The organism is Microbacterium sp. NPDC089189 (assembly GCF_040685095.1).
In the GTDB taxonomy this organism is placed as follows: domain Bacteria; phylum Actinomycetota; class Actinomycetes; order Actinomycetales; family Microbacteriaceae; genus Microbacterium.
In genome coordinates this window covers 1-20,106 of sequence record NZ_JBFBHG010000039.1, presented here as the reverse complement: position 1 = coordinate 20,106, position 20,106 = coordinate 1, and the positions used below count along the sequence as shown (strand labels likewise).

General features: G+C 71.1%; 20 protein-coding genes. 12 read left to right on the top strand and 8 right to left on the bottom strand.

What is annotated here, in order from left to right; genetic code table 11:
- The first annotated feature begins 9 nt into the window (after positions 1–9).
- Both AB0N73_RS15585 and AB0N73_RS15580 read left to right on the top strand, forming a co-directional pair.
- Positions 10–165 carry a PTS glucose transporter subunit IIA gene (locus AB0N73_RS15585; RefSeq protein ID WP_363565131.1) on the top strand — a complete coding sequence of 52 codons (156 nt, stop codon included), beginning with the start codon at positions 10–12 and terminating at the stop codon, positions 163–165.
- Positions 162–1,388: a pyridoxal phosphate-dependent aminotransferase gene (locus AB0N73_RS15580; RefSeq protein WP_363565129.1), complete on the top strand. Its 1,227-nt coding sequence runs from the start codon at positions 162–164 to the stop codon at positions 1,386–1,388. Before AB0N73_RS15585 ends, AB0N73_RS15580 begins: the two co-directional genes overlap by 4 nt.
- Before the next feature lie 53 nt (positions 1,389–1,441).
- Here the strand turns inward: AB0N73_RS15580 and AB0N73_RS15575 are convergent, their stop codons facing one another.
- Positions 1,442–1,867, bottom strand: coding sequence for an Rv3235 family protein (locus tag AB0N73_RS15575; RefSeq protein WP_363565127.1), 426 nt, complete (start codon positions 1,865–1,867; stop codon positions 1,442–1,444).
- 127 nt (positions 1,868–1,994) lie between these two features.
- Here AB0N73_RS15575 and AB0N73_RS15570 point away from each other — a divergent pair, with 127 nt between their 5' ends.
- Positions 1,995–2,597, top strand: coding sequence for a hypothetical protein (locus tag AB0N73_RS15570; RefSeq protein ID WP_363565125.1), 603 nt, complete (start codon positions 1,995–1,997; stop codon positions 2,595–2,597).
- Positions 2,598–2,600: 3 nt separating this feature from the next.
- Here the strand turns inward: AB0N73_RS15570 and AB0N73_RS15565 are convergent, their stop codons facing one another.
- Complete coding sequence (locus AB0N73_RS15565) at positions 2,601–2,882, bottom strand: helix-turn-helix domain-containing protein (protein WP_363565123.1); 282 nt, start codon at positions 2,880–2,882, stop codon at positions 2,601–2,603.
- Positions 2,883–2,997: 115 nt separating this feature from the next.
- On the opposite strand from AB0N73_RS15565, the gene AB0N73_RS15560 reads away from it, so the two are divergent.
- From AB0N73_RS15560 to AB0N73_RS15550, 3 genes are read left to right on the top strand one after another with little or no spacing between them, the layout of a single operon-like run.
- Positions 2,998–3,624, top strand: coding sequence for an SAF domain-containing protein (locus AB0N73_RS15560; protein ID WP_363565121.1), 627 nt, complete (start codon positions 2,998–3,000; stop codon positions 3,622–3,624).
- A complete protein-coding gene (locus tag AB0N73_RS15555) occupies positions 3,624–4,898 on the top strand; it encodes a hypothetical protein (protein ID WP_363565119.1) in 1,275 nt (424 codons plus the stop codon). The genes AB0N73_RS15560 and AB0N73_RS15555 overlap by 1 nt, the downstream gene beginning before the upstream one ends.
- Before the next feature lie 15 nt (positions 4,899–4,913).
- On the top strand, positions 4,914–6,407 hold the full coding sequence (locus tag AB0N73_RS15550) for a histidine kinase N-terminal domain-containing protein (RefSeq protein ID WP_363565117.1): 1,494 nt from the start codon (positions 4,914–4,916) through the stop codon (positions 6,405–6,407).
- A gap of 10 nt (positions 6,408–6,417) precedes the next feature.
- On the opposite strand, the gene AB0N73_RS15545 is transcribed toward AB0N73_RS15550, so the two are convergent.
- The gene (locus tag AB0N73_RS15545; RefSeq protein WP_028496164.1) at positions 6,418–6,666 is read right to left on the bottom strand and encodes a WhiB family transcriptional regulator; all 249 of its coding nucleotides are present in this window, start codon (positions 6,664–6,666) and stop codon (positions 6,418–6,420) included.
- A 245-nt stretch (positions 6,667–6,911) separates the two neighbouring features.
- Between AB0N73_RS15545 and AB0N73_RS15540 the strand changes: the two genes are divergently transcribed.
- On the top strand, positions 6,912–7,313 hold the full coding sequence (locus AB0N73_RS15540; protein WP_363565115.1) for a histidine kinase: 402 nt from the start codon (positions 6,912–6,914) through the stop codon (positions 7,311–7,313).
- Positions 7,314–7,316: 3 nt separating this feature from the next.
- Here the strand turns inward: AB0N73_RS15540 and bcp are convergent, their stop codons facing one another.
- The 3 genes from bcp to aroA are packed head-to-tail and all read right to left on the bottom strand — an operon-like array spanning position 7,317 to position 10,208.
- Entirely contained in the window at positions 7,317–7,787 is a 471-nt protein-coding gene (gene bcp / locus AB0N73_RS15535; protein ID WP_363565113.1) for a thioredoxin-dependent thiol peroxidase, read from the bottom strand.
- A 40-nt stretch (positions 7,788–7,827) separates the two neighbouring features.
- On the bottom strand, positions 7,828–8,874 hold the full coding sequence (rsgA, locus tag AB0N73_RS15530; RefSeq protein ID WP_363565111.1) for a ribosome small subunit-dependent GTPase A: 1,047 nt from the start codon (positions 8,872–8,874) through the stop codon (positions 7,828–7,830).
- On the bottom strand, positions 8,871–10,208 hold the full coding sequence (aroA, locus tag AB0N73_RS15525) for a 3-phosphoshikimate 1-carboxyvinyltransferase (RefSeq protein WP_363565109.1): 1,338 nt from the start codon (positions 10,206–10,208) through the stop codon (positions 8,871–8,873). Before aroA ends, rsgA begins: the two co-directional genes overlap by 4 nt.
- A gap of 110 nt (positions 10,209–10,318) precedes the next feature.
- Between aroA and AB0N73_RS15520 the strand changes: the two genes are divergently transcribed.
- On the top strand, positions 10,319–10,912 hold the full coding sequence (locus tag AB0N73_RS15520; RefSeq protein WP_363565107.1) for a sigma-70 family RNA polymerase sigma factor: 594 nt from the start codon (positions 10,319–10,321) through the stop codon (positions 10,910–10,912).
- Positions 10,909–11,154, top strand: coding sequence for a zf-HC2 domain-containing protein (locus tag AB0N73_RS15515; protein WP_363565105.1), 246 nt, complete (start codon positions 10,909–10,911; stop codon positions 11,152–11,154). The genes AB0N73_RS15520 and AB0N73_RS15515 overlap by 4 nt, the downstream gene beginning before the upstream one ends.
- Positions 11,155–11,166: 12 nt before the next feature.
- Here the strand turns inward: AB0N73_RS15515 and AB0N73_RS15510 are convergent, their stop codons facing one another.
- Together AB0N73_RS15510 and AB0N73_RS15505 are read right to left on the bottom strand one after the other, a co-directional pair.
- Positions 11,167–12,087, bottom strand: coding sequence for a diacylglycerol kinase family protein (locus AB0N73_RS15510; protein ID WP_363565103.1), 921 nt, complete (start codon positions 12,085–12,087; stop codon positions 11,167–11,169).
- A 61-nt stretch (positions 12,088–12,148) separates the two neighbouring features.
- Positions 12,149–15,865: a multifunctional oxoglutarate decarboxylase/oxoglutarate dehydrogenase thiamine pyrophosphate-binding subunit/dihydrolipoyllysine-residue succinyltransferase subunit gene (locus AB0N73_RS15505; protein WP_363565101.1), complete on the bottom strand. Its 3,717-nt coding sequence runs from the start codon at positions 15,863–15,865 to the stop codon at positions 12,149–12,151.
- A 175-nt stretch (positions 15,866–16,040) separates the two neighbouring features.
- On the opposite strand from AB0N73_RS15505, the gene AB0N73_RS15500 reads away from it, so the two are divergent.
- From AB0N73_RS15500 to AB0N73_RS15490, 3 genes are all read left to right on the top strand, one after another.
- Entirely contained in the window at positions 16,041–17,498 is a 1,458-nt protein-coding gene (locus tag AB0N73_RS15500) for a GuaB1 family IMP dehydrogenase-related protein (protein WP_363565099.1), read from the top strand.
- 149 nt (positions 17,499–17,647) lie between these two features.
- On the top strand, positions 17,648–18,991 hold the full coding sequence (locus tag AB0N73_RS15495) for a hemolysin family protein (protein WP_363565097.1): 1,344 nt from the start codon (positions 17,648–17,650) through the stop codon (positions 18,989–18,991).
- On the top strand, positions 18,988–20,043 hold the full coding sequence (locus tag AB0N73_RS15490) for a hemolysin family protein (RefSeq protein ID WP_363565095.1): 1,056 nt from the start codon (positions 18,988–18,990) through the stop codon (positions 20,041–20,043). Before AB0N73_RS15495 ends, AB0N73_RS15490 begins: the two co-directional genes overlap by 4 nt.
- Positions 20,044–20,106 lie beyond the last annotated feature (63 nt).

The window sequence follows — 20,106 nt, the reverse complement described above, 5'->3', positions numbered from 1 at the left end:
GCCTATGGGTTGAAAACGGATGCTGGTGGAGAAATTTTGATCCATATCGGTATTGATACAGTTGAATTAAATGGCCAAGGGTTTTCGGAAGGGGAGGGGATGAGGCGGGGCGGGCCAGCGGGTGCGGATTGGCACGCGGAGGGCGGGACTATCCTGATCGGATGACTCCGCTTCGTCACCTCGACCAGTCCAGCAAGTTGAAGGATGTGCTCTACGAAATCCGTGGAGAGGCCCTCGTCGAGGCCGACCGGCTCGAGGCCGAGGGGCACAGCATCCTCAAGCTGAACACCGGGAACCCCGCGACGTTCGGCTTCGAGGCGCCGTTCCAGATCGTCCGCGACATGATCGAGGCGATCCCGACGGCGCACGGATACAGCGACAGCAAGGGCATCATGTCCGCTCGCCGCGCCGTCGTCTCGCGCTACGAGCAGGAGGCCGGCTTCCCCTCGTTCTCGCCCGACGACGTCTACCTCGGCAACGGGGTCTCCGAGCTCATCACCATGACGATGCAGGCGCTGCTCGACGAAGGTGACGAAGTGCTCATCCCCGCGCCCGACTACCCGCTGTGGACGGCCATGACGAGCCTGGGCGGTGGGACGCCCGTGCACTACCTCTGCGACGAGCAGAACGGCTGGCAGCCCGACATCGAGGACATCCGCGCCAAGATCACGCCCAAGACCAAGGCGATCGTCGTGATCAACCCGAACAACCCGACGGGCGCCGTCTACAGCCGTGAGCTGCTCACGCAGATCGTCCAGGTCGCCCGCGAGCACTCTCTCCTGCTGCTCGCCGACGAGATCTACGACCGCATCCTCTTCGACGATGCGCACCACATCCCGCTGGCGACCCTCGCGCCGGACCTGCTGTGCCTCACCTTCAACGGCCTCTCGAAGACGTATCGCGTGGCGGGCTACCGGTCCGGCTGGCTCGTCATCACCGGTCCCAAGGGGCACGCACGCGGTTTCCTCGAGGGCATCAACCTGCTCGCCTCGACGCGGCTCTGCCCGAACGTGCCCGCCCAGTTCGCCGTGCAGGCGGCGCTGTCGGGCGTCCAGTCGATCGACGCGCTCATCGCGCCCAGCGGACGCCTGCACGAGCAGCGGGATGTGGCGTGGGAGGGTCTCGAGGCGATCCCCGGCGTCTCGTGCGTCAAGCCGACGGGCGCGCTCTACGCCTTCCCCCGGCTCGATCCCGAGGTGCATGAGATCCGTGACGACGCGAAGCTCGTGCACGACCTGCTCATCGCCGAGCACATCCTGCTCGTGCCGGGCACGGGATTCAACTGGCCGACGCCGGACCACCTGCGCATCGTCACGCTGCCGGAGTCGAGGGTGATCGCCGAGGCGATCGAGCGGCTGGGCAACTTCCTGTCGTCCTACCGCCAGTGACCTGACCGCCTGCGCGGCGGTGTCGGTCGGTGTTGTTCAGGGTCGTGTGCGGCTCAGAGCAGCGCGAGCGACGTCGCCCGCCAGCGGCGGTCCATGCCCTCGAGGCGGATGGCGACGGCACGTGTGCGGGCGGGCCCCTGCACGATGACGACGGCCTCGACGACCCCGTCCGCGGGCTCGGAGTGGTGGACGCTCAGGATCGTGTGCACCGGCCGCGCCGCGCGCACACCGCGGGCGCTGCGGGCGCGGGTGGCGAGGTTCACCCGCGTGAGGAGGGCGCGGTAGGCGTCCTCGGTGAGCCAGCGCGCGAGCTGGTCGATGTCGCGGACACCCGCCAGTGCCTCGAGCACGCCTCCGGTGAGGTTGCGCACCAACGGTACGGGGTCCGGAAGGTCCGCGGCGGACGTCGGCTGCGGCGCGAAGAAATCGGCGGACAGCCGCGCGTGGGAGCGGGTGGCGCGAGCGGCGCCGGTCGACATCTGTACCATCTGAGCCTCACAGGGACGGGGGTTCCGGGAGCGGGATCAGTAGAGCACGCGGCGCGGGCGTGAAACGGATTGTGGAAAACTTCTCATCTGAACATGAGGTCCGGTCTAATCTCGCGGCGTGCGCTGGGAACGCTTCTTCGAGGACCTGCAGGATCAGTTCGATGCCGAGTGGGAGGCCGAGCGCGCTGTCCTCGACACCGAGGCCGAGAGACTGCGGCTCTCGAAGGTGACGCTGCGGGAGCGCCTGCTGGTCGTCGCCCGGACCGAGGCGTCGCAGCGTCCGGACGTCGTCGTCGAGCTGATCGGCTCCGAATCCGTTCACGCGCGCATCACCGCGGTGGGTGTCGACTGGGTGGGCGTCGAGATGGTCGCGGGGCGGTCGGGGATCATCCCGGTCGCCGCGATCTCGGCGCTGCAGTTGCCGCACGCGGATGTGTTGCGCAGCGCCCGCCCGGCCGACACCGGGCGCGCGTCGGTCGCCGAGCGGATGGGGATCGGATTCGTGCTGCGCGATCTCGTGCGGCGGCGCGTGCCGGTCACGGTCGCGACGACCGACGCGAGGACCCGGTCGGGCACCATCGATCGGGCCGGCGTCGATCACCTGGATCTGGCCCTGCACGAGCCGGGGGAGCCGCGCCGTTCGGACGCGGTGCGCGGCCATCGCATCGTGCCGTTCGGCGCACTGGCCTGGGTGCGCGTGGACGGCGCCGGCCGGGAGTGAGGGTCAGTCGGGGTTGCGGATGACGCCGGTTCCCCAGAGCTCCGGGAAGCTCGCCGCGTTGGACTGACGCCACAGCGCCATCCGGCGGGTCTCCTCGGCCTGGTCGTCGAGGTACTCGGCGACGCTGGCCTCCTCGACCCGCCACTGCGCGCTCGTGCCGACGCGCGCGCCGCGCAGGCGTCCGTCGAGGACGAGCGCGATCACCTCGTCGACCGAGATCGCCAAGGCCTCGGCGACGCTCGCCGGCGGCAGCAGGCGAGGCGCAGCAGGCGTCGGTTCGGGCATGCCCCCAATTATGCGTCGGCTCCCTGACAGCCCGCCTCAGCGAGGTGTGCTGTGGATAAGACCTGCTGTGGATAACATCGCGCACGGCGTCGGATGCTGGGTCACCATGTACGCCATGACAGCCCAGCCAGCACCGCGTCAACGCCCCCGAGCGCTCTGGGCGGACGCGCGGTTCGTGATCGGCGCCGTCCTGGTCGTGGCCTCGATCGTCGGTGTCTGGATGGTCGTCGCCGCGGCGCGTCAGACGATGCCGGTCTACACCGCGACACGCACGATCCCCGCCGGAGAGCGGGTGGAGCCGGGTGAGCTCCGCGTCGTCGAGGTGGCGCTCGGCACGCTCGACGCCGCGTACGCGAGCGGCGAGAGCCTCGCCGACGGCGCCGTCGCGACCCGCACCATCCACGCCGGCGAGCTCATCCCGGTGGCGGCCCTCGGCGACCCCGATGCCGCGCGCACCACGACCGTCGTCGTCCCCAGCAGCACCGCCGTACCGGCCTCGGTCTCGACCGGGACCGTCGTCGAGATCTGGGCCGCGCCCGTGGATGCGGACGGGGTGCGGCAGGAGCCCCGGATCCTCGTGGCCGATGCCACGGTCGCGGCCGTCACCCGCGACGAGTCCATGATGGGCGCCGGCGCCGCCTCGGTGGAGCTCGTCATCCCGCGCGCCGACGTGGCGGCCGTGCTCGCCGCGCTGGCGGGGGAGGCGTCGCTCTCCGTCGTCCCGGCGACGGGAGGGCGCTGATGCGCTCGGTCGTCCTCGTGCTGGGTGAGGCGGCCCCGGCCGTCGCCGAGCAGTTGCGGCTCGACGGGGTGACGGTGCTCGGGGCGGCGGGCCCGGGTGCGTTCGCGCACGCGTCGGCGGGCGCCGTCCCGGACGAGGGGCTCGTCTCCCTGCTCGCCGCTGCGGACGCCCTCGTGCTGCCCGCACGTCCGGACGTGCTGACGGCGCAGGTCGTCGCCCTCGCCGACCGGCTCGGCGTTCGCATCGTGCCGGTCGGCGACGACGCGGTGGGACGCCGGTTGGCGGCCGCGTTCGGTCTCTCGACCCCGGTGGCGCTCTCGGACGACCCTCGGGAGACGGCGCGCGGCATCCGCCACGCGGCGCCCGCGGAGCCGCCGGCCGTGGCACCGACGGACCCGCGTACCATCGCTGTCTGGGGACCGCACGGCGCGCCGGGGCGGACGACGCTGGCGATCGCCCTCGCCAGCGAGCTGGCGCGGGGAGGACGGCACGTGGCGCTCGTGGATGCGGATTCCCACGCCCCCGCGATCGCCCTGGCCCTCGGACTCCCCGACGAGGGCCCGGGGTTCGCGGTCGCGTGCCGGCAGGCCGAGAACGGCGCGCTGGACGACGTCGAGTTGCAGCGCATCGCGGTGCCCATGGGCGGAGTCGACGTCGACGTCCTCACCGGCATCAACCGACCCTCGCGCTGGCCGGAGCTGTCGGCATCCCGCGTGTCGGGTGCGCTCGCCGCGTGCGCGTCGTGGGCGCAGCACACCGTCGTGGACGTTGCAGCGCCGCTCGAGCGGGATGAGGAGATCGTCAGCGACATCGTCGACGGACCGCGCCGGAACGCCGCCGGCATCGCAGCCCTGGAATCGGCCGACCGCGTGGTGGCGGTGCTCTCGGCCGACCCGGTGGGCGTGGCGCGCTTCGTCCGCGGAGTGGGGGAGCTCCGCGCCGTCAGCGGCACCACGCCGGTCACCGTGGTGGTCAACCGGGTGCGCCGCGGCGGCGTCGGGCTCGACGCGCGCGGGCAGATCCGTCGCACGCTCTCGCGCTACGCGGATGTGGACGACGTGTGGTTCGTGCCCGAGGACCGGCGGGGCATGGACACCGCGATGCTCGCCGCCCGGCCCGTGGCCGAGGTGGCGCCGCGGTCGGCGCTGGTGGCCGCGGTGAGGCGTCTCGTGGGCGGCGCGCTGGTCCCGCCGGCGGCGCCCCGGGAGGCGATCGGGACGCGCCGGGAGCGGCGGCGCGGACGAGGCGTCGGGGACGGCAGGTCCGCGGCGTAGTCGTAGGCTGGGGGCGTGTCGACCCTCAGCGAACTCGTCTACGCGCACGGCTTCTCCGACCCGGCGGAGGTGGAGTGGTTGCACCGTCTGGCCGGTGACGGGCAGCTGCTGGCCGACCTGGCCTTCGCGGACATCGTGGTGTGGGTACCCACCGAGGACGACTCGTTCATCGCCGTCGCGCACACCCGTCCGGGCGGCGCCGCCACGCTCTTCTATCGCGACATCGTGGGCGACCGCGTGCGGCCGCAGTGGCGGGCGCAGGTGCGCGAAGCGTTCACGACGGGACGCATCGTCGACTCGGCGTCGCCCGACTGGTTCGAGGAGACGCCCACGCGGGTGCGCGCCGTGCCGATCGTCCGCGCGCGATCCGGCGCCGACGCCCCGGCGCGCGTCATCGGCGTGCTGACGCGGCACACGAATCTGGGTGAGGCGCGCACGCCGTCGCGGCAGCAGATCACCTTCAACGACTGCGCGGACGACGTGTTCGGCATGATTGCCTCGGGCGACTTCCCCGACCTGTCGGCGCCCACGTCACCGCGACGCGGTGCCCCCCGCGCCTCGGACGGTCTGGTGCGCATGGATGTGGACGGGCTGACGACCTTCGCGAGCCCCAACGCGCTGTCGGCCTTCAACCGCATGGGCTTCGACGACGAGCTCGAGGGCGAGCCCCTCGTCGACGTGATCACGCGGATCCTCCCCGAGAAGCGGCAGTTCGACGAGTCGCTGCCCGTCGTGGCGACGGGGCGCGCACCGTGGCGCGCCGACATCGAGGCGCGCGGTGTCACCGTGTCGCTGCGTGCGATCCCGCTGCGCGATCACGGCAACCGCATCGGTGCCATCGTGCTGTGCCGCGATGTGACGGAGCTGCGCCACCAGGAGCAGGAACTCATCACGAAGGACGCCACGATCCGCGAGATCCACCATCGGGTCAAGAACAACCTGCAGACGGTGGCGTCGCTGCTGCGCATCCAAGCGCGTCGCACCCACTCGGATGAGGCACGGGACTCGCTGACCAACGCCACGCGTCGCGTGTCGGCGATCGCGGTGGTCCACGACACGCTGTCGGAGGGCCTGACGCAGAGCGTGGACTTCGACGACGTCTTCTCGCGGGTGCTGAAGCTCGTCGCCGAAGTGGCGGCGGCGCCCAACACCCGGGCCCGCACCCGGAAGACCGGTTCGTTCGGCACTCTGCCCAGCGAGTACGCGACGCCGCTCGCGCTGGCGCTGACCGAGCTGGTGACCAACGCCGTCGAGCACGGGCTGGCCGGTCAGGAGGGCGAGGTCGAGATCGCGGCCGAACGCACCGCCGACCACCTCGAGGTGAGCGTGCGCGACACGGGCGTCGGTCTGCCCGAGGGCCAGGTCGGACGCGGGCTCGGCACCCAGATCGTGCGCACGCTCATCCAGGGCGAGCTCAGCGGCACGATCGACTGGCACACCATCATGGGCAGCGGCACCGAGGTGACGATCGAGATCCCGCTGCGCTACATCGCCCGCAGCTCGAGCTGACCCGGACGGGTCAGGACGCCCGGCGGGCGCGGGCGGCGCGGCGCTTCAGGGCGCGACGCTCGTCCTCGGAGAGGCCACCCCACACGCCCGAGTCCTGACCGGACTCGAGGGCGTACTGCAGGCAGATCTCGGTGACGGTGCACCGTGCGCACACGGTCTTCGCCTTCTCGATCTGGTCCACCGCGGGACCGGTGTTGCCGACCGGGAAGAAGAGTTCCGGGTCGACCGTCAGGCAGGCCGCCTTATCGCGCCAGTCCATGCGTGTTGTGCTCCTCAGACGTAGAAGATGTGGGGTGTGGGTTGAGAGGGTCGGATCGGGGTCCGATACCCTGTGTGATGTGCGAGCCGATTGCTCGCCCCACGCCGCTGTGGGAGCACACGACGTCGACAATCGTCCCACAGGGGTGTGAGCGAATCAAGGGTTCACTCGCTGTTTTGTCGCTCGTCACCACATCCATGCGGCTGAATCGGCCGGCATCCACAAAACGGCCCCGGGAGAACGCCATGCGCACCGACCTCGTCACCGTCATCGCCGGCGGTCTGCTTCTGCTCGAGGCGCTCGGCGTCGCCGCCCTGACGCTGGTTCAGTTGCTGGCGGTCATCGGCGGCGATACGGCCGAGCTCGCGACCGCCATCGCGCTCCTGGTCCTCACCGCCATCGGGGCCGCCGCGGTCGCCGCGTTCGGCGTCGCGGCGCTCCGCGACCGCTCCTGGGGGCGCTCCGGGGGCATCGTGACCCAGCTGCTCATCCTCGCCGTCGCGATCGGGGCGGCGACGGGCTCGTACGCGCACCCCCTGCTGGGGCTTCAGCTGTCGATCCCCGCGGTCATCACGCTCGTCGTCCTGATCACCGCGGTCCGCCGCGCGGGCCTGCGCCGGCCGGCGGACGGCGACGCCGACGGGTGACGCTCAGGCGTCGAGGCCGAGGGATCTGCGCAGCCGGGCGACGTGACCGGTGGCCTTGACGTTGTAGAGCGCCTGCGTGAGACGGCCCTCCTCGTCGACGACGAAGGTGGAACGCAGCACACCCTCGATGCGCTTGCCGTAGTTCATCTTCTCGCCCCAGGCGCCGTAGGCGTCGTGCACGGCGTGGTCCTCGTCGGACAGCAGCGGGAAGGTCAGGCCGTCGCGCTCGCGGAAGGTGCGCAGCTTCGCGGGCGCGTCCCGCGAGATGCCGAGCACGGTGTACCCCGCCGCGGTGAGCGACGACATGCTGTCGCGGAAGTCGCAGGCCTGCGTCGTGCACCCCGGCGTCATGGCTGCGGGGTAGAAGTAGACGACGACCCGGCTGCCACGGAGGTCGTGGAGGGAGACGGGCGTGCCGTCCTGGTCGGGGAGGGTGAAATCCGGGGCGAGATCGCCCACCTGGAGCTGCGTCATGCCTCCAGCGTAGGCCTCCGCCGGGGCCGGCCCCACCCGTTCAGCGACCGCCGGCGAAGGTCGTGAGCAGCCGCTGCAGCGAATCGAAGCGCGCTGCGCCGCTCGGCCCCAGCCGCCCGTCGGCGACCGCCTCGGCGATCGCGCAGTCCGGCGCGTCGGGGAGGTGGGTGCAGCCGCGCGGGCAGTCCTCGGCGATCAGGGCGAGGTCGGTGTACGCCCGCAGGATGTTGGCCGGGTCCACGTGGCCGAGGCCGAAGGAGCGGACGCCGGGGGTGTCGATGACCCATCCGGATCCGCCTTCGCCGCGGTAGCGCAGCGACACGGTGGAACTGGAGGTGTGGCGCCCGCGTCCGGTGACGTCGTTGACGTGCCCGGTGGCGCGACCCGCGGTCGGCACGAGCGCGTTGACGAGTGTGGACTTGCCGACGCCGGAGTGCCCGACGAAGACCGTGGAGCGGCCGACGAGAGATGCCCCGATCCGTTCGAGGGGCATCTCGCCCCGCGCGCTCGTGAAGACCTCGATGTCGATGCCCTCGAAATGGGCGAGGAAGTCGGCGGGGTCGGCGAGGTCGGTCTTGGTCACGACCAGGAGCGGACGGATGCCGGCGTCGAGGGCGGCGACGAGGTACCGGTCGACGAGACGGGCGCGGGGCTCCGGGTCGGCCGCGGCGACCACCACGAGCATCTGATCGGCGTTGGCCACGACGACGCGCTCCACCTGATCGGTGTCGTCGGCGCTGCGGCGCAGCAGGGTGCGGCGTTCCTCGATGCTCACCATGCGGGCGAGCGTGCCGGTGTCCCCGCTCACGTCTCCGACGACGCGCACGCGGTCGCCCGTGACGATGGGCTGCTTGCGCAGCTCACGCGCCCTCGTCGCGACGACGTCGTGCTCCTCGGGGGTGTCCTCGTCGAGGAGCACCTGGTAGCGGCCGCGGTCGACGCCCAGCACGCGTGCGATGGACGCGTCGGCGTGGGCGGGGCGACGCTTCGTCCGGGGGCGGTTGGCCTTCGGATTCGGACGCATCCGGATGTCGGCCTCGTCGAATCCGAAGTCGTCCTCGTCGTCGTCGTCCGTCAGCCAGCTCACGCGGAGGCGTCCTCGCCGGCCAGCATGCGCTGCCAGAGCTCGGGGAACTCCGGCATCGTCTTGGCCGTCGTGCCGATGTCGTCGACCTCGACGCCCGCCACCGCGAGGCCCACGAGCGCGCCCGTCGTGGCCAGGCGGTGGTCGTGGTGGGCACGCCACACACCGGGGCCGAGGGTGCGCGGGATCACGCGGATGCCGTCGGGCAGCTCCTCGGCGTCGCCGCCGAGTGCCCGCACGTTCGCGACGAGCGCCGCGAGACGATCGGTCTCGTGGCCGCGGATGTGGCCGATGCCGGTGAACGTCGACGCGCCCTCCGCCAGCAGCGCCAACCCGACCAACGTCGGGGTGAGCTCGCCCACGGCCGACAGGTCGAGGTCGGCGCCGACGAGGCGATCGCCCGCGGTCACCGTGAGCGCACCGTGCCGGCGGGAGCTCCGCGCGCCGAACGCGGCGAGGAGCTCGGGCAGCTGGGCGCCGGGCTGGGTGGAGTGCGCTGGCCACCCGAGGACGGTCACCTGTCCGCCGGTGACCAGTGCCGCGGCGAGGAACGGCGCGGCGTTGGAGAGGTCCGGCTCGATCGCGATGTCCTTGGCGCGGATCGGCCCGGGCGGCACGATCCACTCGCCGGGGGTGGGCTGTTCCACGTGCACGCCGCGACGCGCGAGCGCCTCCACGGTCATGTCGATGTGGGGGATGGAGGGGAGGCGGCCGCCGTCGTGGCGCAGGTGCAGGCCGACGTCGAAGCGCGCCCCCGACAGCAGCAGTCCTGAGACGAACTGGCTCGACGCGCTGGCGTCGATGGTGACCTCGCCGCCGCGGACGTGGCCGCGACCGCGCACGGTGAACGGCAGCGCCCACGCGCCGCCGTCGTCGATGTCGACGCCGACCTCGCGGAGGGCACGGATCATCTCGCCCATCGGTCGGTGGAGGGCGCTCTCGTGAGCGGTGACGACGACGTCGCCGGTGGCGAAGCCGGCGAGCGGGGCGACGAAGCGCATGACCGTTCCGGCCTGGCCGCAGTCCACGACGCCGCCCGCGGGGACCGTCGCCGGCGGGGTGATGCGCAGATCCGGGCCGAAGGGGCCCGATCCGGGAAGCCGCTCGACCGTGACGCCGAGAGAGGTCAGGGCGTCGATCATGCGGACGGAGTCGTCCGAGTGCAGCGGCGCCTGCAGGATGCTGGGTCCGTCCGCGGATGCGGCGAGCACCAGTTCCCGGTTCGTGAGGGACTTCGAGCCCGGCACGGCCACGACCGCCTGCACCGCCTCGGCGGCTACGGGGGCGTGCCAGTGGCCGGTCACGGCGGACGGTGGGGAATAGCGGTCGGCGCTCATCGGTTCCACCCTACTGAACCTGCCCGACGCGGGTGGGGGGAGGAATGTGTATGAACGCAGTGCTGGAGCGTCCTCTGGTCGCGGCCCACCCGGCCGTAGACTTGACGACGATGGACGATACGTCACCCGCCGACCCGCGCACGCAGTTCGAAGAGCAGGCGCTGCCCTTCATGGACCAGCTGTACGCCGCCGCCATGCGCATGGCGCGCAACCCCGCCGACGCGGCGGACCTCGTGCAGGAGACGTTCGTGAAGGCGTTCTCCTCGTGGGGCACGTTCACACAGGGCACCAACCTGAAGGCCTGGCTGTACCGCATCCTCACGAACACCTACATCAACACGTACCGCAAGAAGCAGCGCGAGCCGTACCAGGGTGCGATCGACGAGCTCGAGGACTGGCAGCTCGGCGGCGCCGAGTCGACGACCGCGACCAGCACGCGGTCGGCCGAGGCCGAAGCGATCGACCACATGCCGGCGTCGGCCGTGAAAGAGGCGCTGCAGTCGATCCCCGAGGACTTCCGGCTGGCGGTGTACCTCGCCGACGTCGAGGGGTTCGCCTACCAGGAGATCGCCGACATCATGAAGACCCCCATCGGCACGGTCATGAGCCGTCTGCATCGCGGCAGACGAATGCTGCGTGATCTGTTGGCCGACTACGCGAAGGAACGGGGCATCACCCCGTCAGCATCCAGGAGCAAGAAATGACCGATTGCGGCTGCGACAAGGCGCGGCGCGACCTCGAGGAGTACCTGCGCAACGAGGTGTGCCACACGGAGCACAACGACATCACCGAGCACCTGGCGAGCTGCCCGTCGTGCCGCGATGAGGCGCTCGTGGCGCGCACCCTGACGGATGTGGTCGCGCGGGCGTGCCGCGAGACGGCGCCCGAAGAGCTGCGGGACCAGGTGCTCTCGCGCCTGCGTGCCGCGCAGGCCTCGCGCCACTGACCGTCGCCCGCGTCACCGCGGGCGGTTCGCAGGAACGAACACCGTGAGTGCCGCGGGCTCGATCTCGACGTCGACCGGCAGGGGTCCCATCGGGTCGCCGTCGGCGTACGAGCCCACGCCCGCGGCGGCGATGCGCACCCGCGTGACGCGCTCCATCCGCACTTCCGGCACCGAGGAGTGCCGGCCCGCGTAGACGCGGGGGAGGAGTCGGAGGAGCCGGGCACGGCTCACCGGCTCGACGAGCGTCATGTCGAGGACGCCGTCGTCGAGGAGCGCGTCCGGGCAGATGGGGATGCCCCCGCCGTACGTGCGACCGTTCCCGACCGTGGCCATGAGGAGCCGGCCGTCCCATCGGCCGGTCATCCCGGCGGCGTCGGTCCACTCCACGGCGAAGCAGTCGGTGCGCAGATCCAGGAACTCCCGCAGGATCGCCACGGTGTACCGCGAGCCCCCGCGCGGCCAGCGCAGGGCGTTCGCCCGGTCGTTGACGCGGGCGTCGAACCCGGCCGCGAGCACCGTGCCGTACCGCTCGATCGTGCCGTCGGCGCGGGTGAGCCGGGCCAGGTCGATCCGCCGCGTCGCCCCGGCGGCGATCACATCCGCGGCCGGCGCCGTGCGGTTCTCGCGCAGGCCCAGCGAGATCGCCATGTCGTTGCCCGTGCCGATCGGCATGATGCCCAGCGGCACCTCCGTGCCCGCGAGCACCTGGATCGCCAGATGGACGGTGCCGTCCCCGCCCGCCACCACGACCCCGTCCACGCCCGCGGCGACCGTGCGGTGCAGCAGGTCGAGGGTCTCCGCGGCGCTTCCGCCGCTCACGAGCGTCGTCTGCACGCCGCGTTCACGCAGACGTTCGGCCGCGCGCACGACGGTGCGGGCACCGATCCCGGCGCGGGCGGCCGGGTTCGCGACCACCGCGACGTGCGCGCTCACCCGTGGATCCACCGGTGCGCGCGGTCACGGGGCCCCGACGCGGACGACGGGGCCCCGTGGCTCACAGCGACAGTGCGCGGGAGATGAGGTCGGCCTGCTCGATCTGGTGCATCTTGGCGGAGCCGGCGGCCGGCGAGGCGGACGCTGCGCGCGAGACGACGCGGATCGTGCGATCGTGCAGATGCTTGACCACTTCGAGCGCGATGAACGGCCAGGCGCCCTGGTTCTCCGGCTCTTCCTGGACCCACACCAGCTCGGCGTTGGGGTAGCTGTCGATGACCGCGTTGAGCTGCTCGATCGGAGCCGGGTAGTACTGCTCCAGGCGCACGAGGGCGATCCGGGGATCGGGGTTCTTGTCGAGCTCGCTGCGGAGGTCCCAGTGGACCTTCCCGGCGTGGAGCAGGACGCGCGTGACCGCATTCCGATCGACACCGCGGTCGTCATCGAGCACCGGCTCGAACCGGCCCTGCGTGAACGCCTCGACGGGGCTGGTCGCATCCCGCAGCCGCAGCATCGCCTTCGGGGTGAAGACGACCAGCGGGCGCCGGGGGCGCGCGTACGCCTGACGGCGGAGGAGGTGGAAGTACGATGCCGGGGTCGAGGGTCGCGCGACCGTCATGTTGTCCTGCGCGCACATCTGCAGGAAGCGCTCGATGCGGGCCGACGAGTGGTCGGGGCCCGCCCCCTCGTAGCCGTGCGGCAGCAGCAGCACGACGCTCGACTGCTGGCCCCACTTCTGGTCGGCCGACGAGAGGTAGGTGTCGATCACGGTCTGCGCCCCGTCGACGAAGTCGCCGAACTGGGCCTCCCACAGCACGAGGGCGTCCGCGCGCTCGACCGAGTAGCCGTACTCGAACGCCATCGCGGCGTACTCGCTCAGCAGCGAGTCGTAGACGAAGAAGCGGCCCTGTCCCTCGGCCAGGTTCACCAGAGGCAGCCATTCCTGGCCGTTCTCACGGTCGTGGAAGACCGCGTGGCGCTGCACGAACGTGCCGCGTCGCGAGTCCTGGCCGGCCAGGCGCACCGGGGTGCCTTCGGAGACGAGGGAGCCGAAGGCCAGCAGCTCGCCGAACGCCCAGTCGATGCCGCCGTTGCGGCTCATCGTGTGGCGCTTGTCGAGCAGCTGCTGCAGCTTCGGGTGCACCGTGAAGCCATCGGGCTTGTTGACGAACGCGTCACCGATCATGTGCACGACCTCGGTCGTGACACCCGTCGTGTCGGGCTCGCCGACCGCCGGCTCGAGCGAGCCCGTGTCGGTGGCGACGACGTCCTGCGTGCCGGTGGCCGCGGCGTGCGTCTCGGCGAAGGCGACCTCGAGGCGCTCCTGGAAATCGCGCTTGGCCTGGTCGTATTCCTCTTCGGTGATGTCACCGCGTCCGACGAGCGACTCGGTGTAGAGCCGTCGGACCGACCGCTTCGCCTCGACCAGGTTGGTCATGAGCGGCTGGGTCATCGACGGGTCGTCGCCCTCGTTGTGCCCGCGGCGGCGGTAGCAGACGAGGTCGATGACGATGTCGCGGTGGAACTCCTGGCGGTACAGGAAGGCCAGCTCGGCGGCGCGGACGACCGACTCGGGGTCGTCGCCGTTCACGTGGAGGATCGGCGCCTGGATGGTCTTGGCCACATCCGTCGCGTACACCGAGGTGCGCGAGTCGACCGGCAGGGTGGTGAACCCCAGCTGGTTGTTGATCACGACGTGGACGGTGCCGCCCGTGCGGTAGCCGCGCAGCTGCGACATCTGCAGGGTCTCGACCACGACGCCCTGGCCGGCGAACGCGGCGTCGCCGTGCACGAGGATCGGCAGCCAGGCGAACGTGCCGATGGGCTTGCGGTCCTGCTTGGCGCGGACGATGCCCTCGAGCACGCCGTCGACGGTCTCCAGATGGGAGGGGTTGGCCGCGAGGATGACGGGCAGCTCGCTGCCGCCGTCGCTCACGAAGGTGCCCTCGGTGCCGAGGTGGTACTTCACGTCACCCGAGCCGCGCTTGTTGCCCGGAACGCTCGTGCCCTCGAACTCGCGGAAGACCTGACCGTAGGTCTTACCGGCGATGTTGGTCAGCACGTTGAGGCGGCCGCGGTGGGCCATGCCGATCGCGGCCCCATCCAGATCGGCGCGCGCGGCGCCCTGGAGGATCTCGTCGAGCAGGGGGATGACGGACTCGCCGCCCTCGAGGCTGAAGCGCTTCTGGCCGACGTACTTCGTCTGCAGGAACGTCTCGAACGCCTCGGCCTGGTTGAGCTTCGACAGGATGCGCAGCTGCTCGTCGTGACCCGGCTTCTGGTACTTGACCTCGACGTGGTTCTGGAACCACTTGCGCTGCTCGGGGTCCTGGATGTGCATGTACTCGATGCCGAGCGTGCGGCAGTAGGAGTCGCGCAGGACGCCCAGGATGTCGCGCAGCTTCATCTGGCGCTTGCCGCCGAAGCCGCCGACCACGAACTCGCGGTCGAGGTCCCAGAACGTCAGACCGTGGTTCTCGATCTCGAGGTCCGGGTGGGTGCGCTGCATGTACTCGAGCGGGTCGATGTCGGCCATGAGGTGGCCGCGCACGCGGTAGGAGTTGATGAGCTCCTGCACGCGGGCGCCCTTGTCGATGCGCTCGGCGAGGTCGACGTTGATGTCGCTGGCCCAGCGGATGGGCGCGTACGGGATGCGGAGGGCGGCGAAGATGCCCTCGTAGAAGTCGCGCTGCCCGATGAGCAGCTCGTGCACCTTCTTGAGGAACTCGCCCGAGCCGGCACCCTGGATGACGCGGTGGTCGTAGGTGCTGGTCAGCGTGATGGTCTTGCCGATACCGAGACCGACCAGCGTCTTGTCGCTGGACCCCTGGAACTCGGCCGGGTACTCGAGGGCGCCGGCGCCGACGATGCAGCCCTGACCCTTCATGAGACGCGGTACCGAGTGCACCGTGCCGATGCCGCCCGGGTTCGTGAGCGAGATCGTGGTGCCCTGGAAGTCGGCGGCGGTGAGCTTGTTGCCGCGGGCGCGCTTTACCAGATCCTCGTAGGAGGCGAGGAACTCGTTGAAGGTCAGCGACTCGGCGCGCTTGATGCTGGGAACGAGCAGCGCACGGGTGCCGTCGGGCTTGGGCAGGTCGATCGCGATGCCCAGGTTGATGTGCGCGGGCGCCACGACGGACGCCTTGCCGTCGACCTCGGCGTAGAACACGTTCTGGCTCGGGAACTCCTTGAGCGCCTGGATGAGCGCCCACCCGATGAGGTGCGTGAAGCTGACCTTGCCGCCGCGCGTGCGCGACATGTGGTTGTTGATGACGATGCGGTTGTCGATCATCAGCTTGGCCGGGACGGTGCGCACACTCGTCGCGGTCGGGACGGTCAGCGACTCGTCCATGTTCGCGGCGAGGGCCTTCGGCATGCCGCGGAGGACCGTCACGACATCCTCTTCGACCGCGCCCGAGGGGTCCGACGGCTGCGCGCTGGGCGCCTGGGCCGGGATGGGCTGACGCGCCGCGGGCTTCGCCGTCGTCCGTGCCACCGGCTGAGCGCCGATGACGGGGATGGGGGCCGTCACCGGGTGCGGCTCGGCACCCGTCGGAGCGGGCGCGGCGACCGGTGCCGCGGCGCTCGACCCGGCGGCGGGCGCCGCTGTCGCGGCGCTCCCGGCATCCGGTGTGTAGGCCTCGAGGATCGGCCACCACGATTCGTCGACCGCGTTCCGATCGGCTGTGAACTGCTCGTAGAGTTCGGCCACGAGCCACTCGTTGGCCCCGAACTCCCCTTCGCTCGATACTCCGTCGCCCGTCACCTGGCTCGACACCCTCGATCGCCCGCTTTCGTGAGATTCATTCGGCCGTGCGGGGCCGTCGTCGGCCCACACGCACGAGTCACCAGCGTAGTCGAGTCTCGGCGCCCCCGCGCCGCCGCGCCCTGCGTATCGGCGGTGCATCCGGCCTGGGTTTCCTCCCGCGAAGAAATCACTAACCTTGACAGATATGGAGTTCCTCGGTGAACGGCCCGATCTCGACCTGACGTATTCGGATGTCTTCCTCGTGCCGCGCAGATCGGCGGTCTCGAGTCGACTGGACGTCGACCTGTCTCCCGGCGACGGCACGAGCGCCCGCATCCCGCTCGTCTCGGCCAACATGAACTCGGTCACCGGTGCGCGCCTGGCCGCCACGCTCGCCCGTCGCGGCGGACTCGGCGTGCTGCCGCAGGACATGCCGCTGCAGGAGCTCGCCGCGGCGATCCGCTGGGTCAAGGACCAGCCCGTGCGGTGGGACACCCCGCTCGTGCTGCCCCCGCACGCGCGCGTCGGCGACGCGCTGCGGCTGCTGCCCGCCACCCTGGGGTACGGCATCGTGGTGGCAGACCCGGATGCGGCGACGCTCGAGATCTCCGACATCGTGGGCGTCGTCGCCGCGTCGCGGCTCGCGACCGCGCTGCCCGACGCCCAGCTGGGCGACCTCGTGCGCTCCCGTCCGGTGGCGATCGACGCGGACGACGTCGTCGACGCGCGCCAGGCGTTCGACCTGCTGGTCGCGGCGGAGGCCGAGACGGTCTGCGTGCTCGAGCGCGGCCGCCTCGTCGGCACCCTGTCGCAGCGCAGCGCCCTGCGCGCGTCTCTCTACCGTCCGGCCGTCGACGTGGACGGTCGGCTGATCGTGGCGGCTGCGGTCGGGATCAACGGGGATGTGGCGGGCAAGGCCCGCGCGCTGGCGGACGCCGGGGTCGACGTGCTGGTCCTCGACACCGCGCACGGGCACCAGGAGGGGATGCTCCGGGCGCTGCGCACGGTGTCCGCGCTGGGGCTGGGCCTGCCGATCGTCGCGGGCAACATCGTCACCGCCGCGGGCGTGCACGATCTCGTCGAGGCGGGCGCCACCATCCTCAAGGTCGGTGTCGGCCCCGGCGCCATGTGCACCACGCGCATGATGACCGCCGTCGGGCGACCGCAGTTCTCCGCCGTGCTCGAGACGGCCGCGGCGGCGCGCGAGCACGGCGCCCATGTGTGGGCGGATGGGGGAGTGCGCTACCCGCGCGACGTCGCCCTGGCGCTGGCGGCGGGCGCCGCATCCGTCATGGTCGGCTCGTGGTTCGCCGGCACGATCGAAGCGCCCGGCGAACTGCTCACCGACGCCCAGGGACGCGTCTACAAGGAGTCCTGGGGCATGGCGTCGACGAAGGCCGTGCACGCGCGGTTCGAGCGGCTGGACGCCTATGACCGGGCGCGCAAGGAGCTGTTCGCCGAGGGGATCTCGTCGTCCAAGATCTACCTCGATCCGCTCCGGCCCGGCCTGGAGGATCTGCTCGACATGATCACGTCGGGCGTGCGGTCCTCGTTCACCTACGCGGGGGCGACGACGGTTCCCGAGTTCCACGAGCGAGCGGTGGTGGGGCTGCAGTCCGCCGCCGGCTACGACGAGGGCAAGGCGCTGCCCGTCAGCTGGTGATCACGCGGCGCGGGCCCCGGTCGGAACCGCGTCCACAGACCGATCCGGGACGCCTCCTGCTCCCGTAGAATGATCGGCACAATGGACGACCCTCCCAGTTGCAGACGATCGCCCCACCGACCCTCCTCCCGCCAGGGAGGTGACGTGTGATGGATTACGTCATGTTGGGCGTGGGGCTTCTGCTCACGATCGGAACCGGCTTGTTCGTGGCGAGCGAGTTCGCCCTGGTGAACCTCGACCGGGCCGACCTCGAGGCCCGCCGGAAGGCCGGCGAGACCCGGTTGGCGATGACGATCGGCGCGCTGCGGATCACGTCGACGCATCTCTCGAGCGCGCAGCTCGGCATCACGCTGACCACGCTCCTCACCGGTTACACGATGGAACCCGCCATCTCCAACCTGCTGCGCCCCGTGCTCTCGTCGTGGAGCGTGCCGGAGGGCGTGGTCGTGGGGCTCGCCTCGATCATCGGCATCTCGGTGGCCACGATCTTCTCGATGATCCTCGGCGAGCTCGTCCCCAAGAACTTCGCGCTCGCCGTCCCGCGGCAGACGGCCAAGCTCGTCATGCCGTTCCAGGTCGCGTTCACCACGGTGTTCCGGCCCGCGATCGCCGTGCTCAACGGCAGCGCCAACGGCATCCTCCGCTCGGTGGGGATCGAGCCCAAAGAAGAGCTGTCGGGCGCGCGCACCGCCGAGGAGCTCTCGAGCCTCGTCCGCCGGTCCGCCAGCGCCGGCGTGCTGGAGGAGGACACCGCCTCCCTGCTGGATCGCAGCCTCACCTTCGCGCGGCTCACCGCCGACGACGTCATGACCCCGCGCCCGCGGGTCCACGCGGTCGCGGCGTCCGATTCCGCGGACGACGTCGTGCAGCTGGCCCGCAAGACCGGCCACAGCCGGTTCCCGGTGTACGGCGAATCGATGGACGACATCGTCGGCATCGTGCACCTCAAGGCGGCGATCGGGGTTCCGCGCGAGCGCCGACCCGACGTCCCCGCGGCCGCGCTCGCGAGCGAACCGCTGCGGGTGCCCGAGACGGTGCACCTGGACGCGCTTGTCGCAGAGCTGCGCACCCGCGGCTATCAGATGGCGATCGTCGTCGACGAGTACGGCGGCACGGCGGGCGTGCTGACCCTCGAGGATCTCGTCGAGGAGATCGTGGGCGAGGTTCTCGACGAGCACGACCGGCGACGTGCCGAGGTCGTCCGCGGCGTCGACTCACTGACCTTCTCGGCGGCGCTTCGGCCCGACGAGCTGCGCGACCGCACCGGTATCCGGGTGCCCGAAGGAGACGTGTACGACACCGTGGGCGGCTTCCTGATGGCCGAGCTCGGCCGCATCCCCGTCGTCGCCGACGAGGTCGCGATCGAGGAGGGCACGCTCGCGGTCGTCCGCATGGACGGTCGTCGTGTCGACCGCGTGCGCTTCACGCCCACACCCCTCGCGGAGACCATCGACGATGTCGAGGCCCTCGAGCGAGGGGGTGATTCCCGATGAGCGATTGGGCGGGAATCATCTGGCTGGTCGTGCTGCTGGTCTTCAACGCGTTCTTCGTCGGCGCGGAGTTCGCCGTCATCTCGGCCCGCCGGTCGCAGATCGAGCCCCTGGCCGAGCGCGGATCGCGCGCGGCCAAGACGGCGCTGTGGGCGATGGAGCACGCGACGCTCATGCTGGCGACCTGTCAGTTGGGCATCACCATCTGCTCGCTGCTGATCCTGAACGTGTCGGAGCCGGCCATCCACCACCTCCTGGCGGTGCCGCTGGAGCTGACCGGATGGGGCGAGGGTGCGGTCGACATCATCGCGTTCGTCATCGCGCTGCTGCTGGTCTCCTACCTGCACGTGGTGTTCGGCGAGATGGTGCCGAAGAACCTGGCGTTCTCGATCCCCGACCGCGCGGTGCTGATGCTCGCGCCGCCGCTGGTCTGGGTGTCGAAGGTGTTCCACCCGATCATCGTGTCGCTCAACTGGATCGCCAACCACGTGGTGCGCCTGTTCCGCGTGGAGCCCAAGGACGAGGCCTCGTCCACCTTCACGCTCGAAGAGGTGGCGACGATCGTCGCGCAGTCCCGCATCGAGGGCGTCCTCGAGGACGCCTCCGGCACGGTGACGGCCGTCGTCGAGTTCACCGACAAGAAGGCGGGGGATGTGGCGGTGCCGCTGGCCGAGCTGGTGACGCTGCCGCAGCACACCACGCCCGACGAGATCGAGCGCGCTGTCGCGAAGCACGGCTTCTCGCGCTACGTCATCGTCGACGACGACGGCCTTCCGGTGGGCTACGTGCACCTGAAGGACGTGCTGCGGGTCGCCGAGGACGGCGCGGACGGCAAGATCAGTCGCCCCATCCCGGCCAAACGCATCCACCAGATGGCGCCGCTGCAGGAGACGACCGACCTGGAGGACGCCCTCGCGGCGATGCGTCGCACCGGCCGCCACCTCGCGCAGGTGCGCGACGGCGCGGGTGACACGGTCGCCGTGCTCTTCCTCGAGGACGTGATCGAGGAGCTGATCGGCGAGGTCCAGGACGCCACCCGCCGCGCCCGCCACTGACCCCGCTGGACCCGCGAGACAGCACTTTCGCGCCGAGACAGCGGGTTAAACCCACGGTCTCGG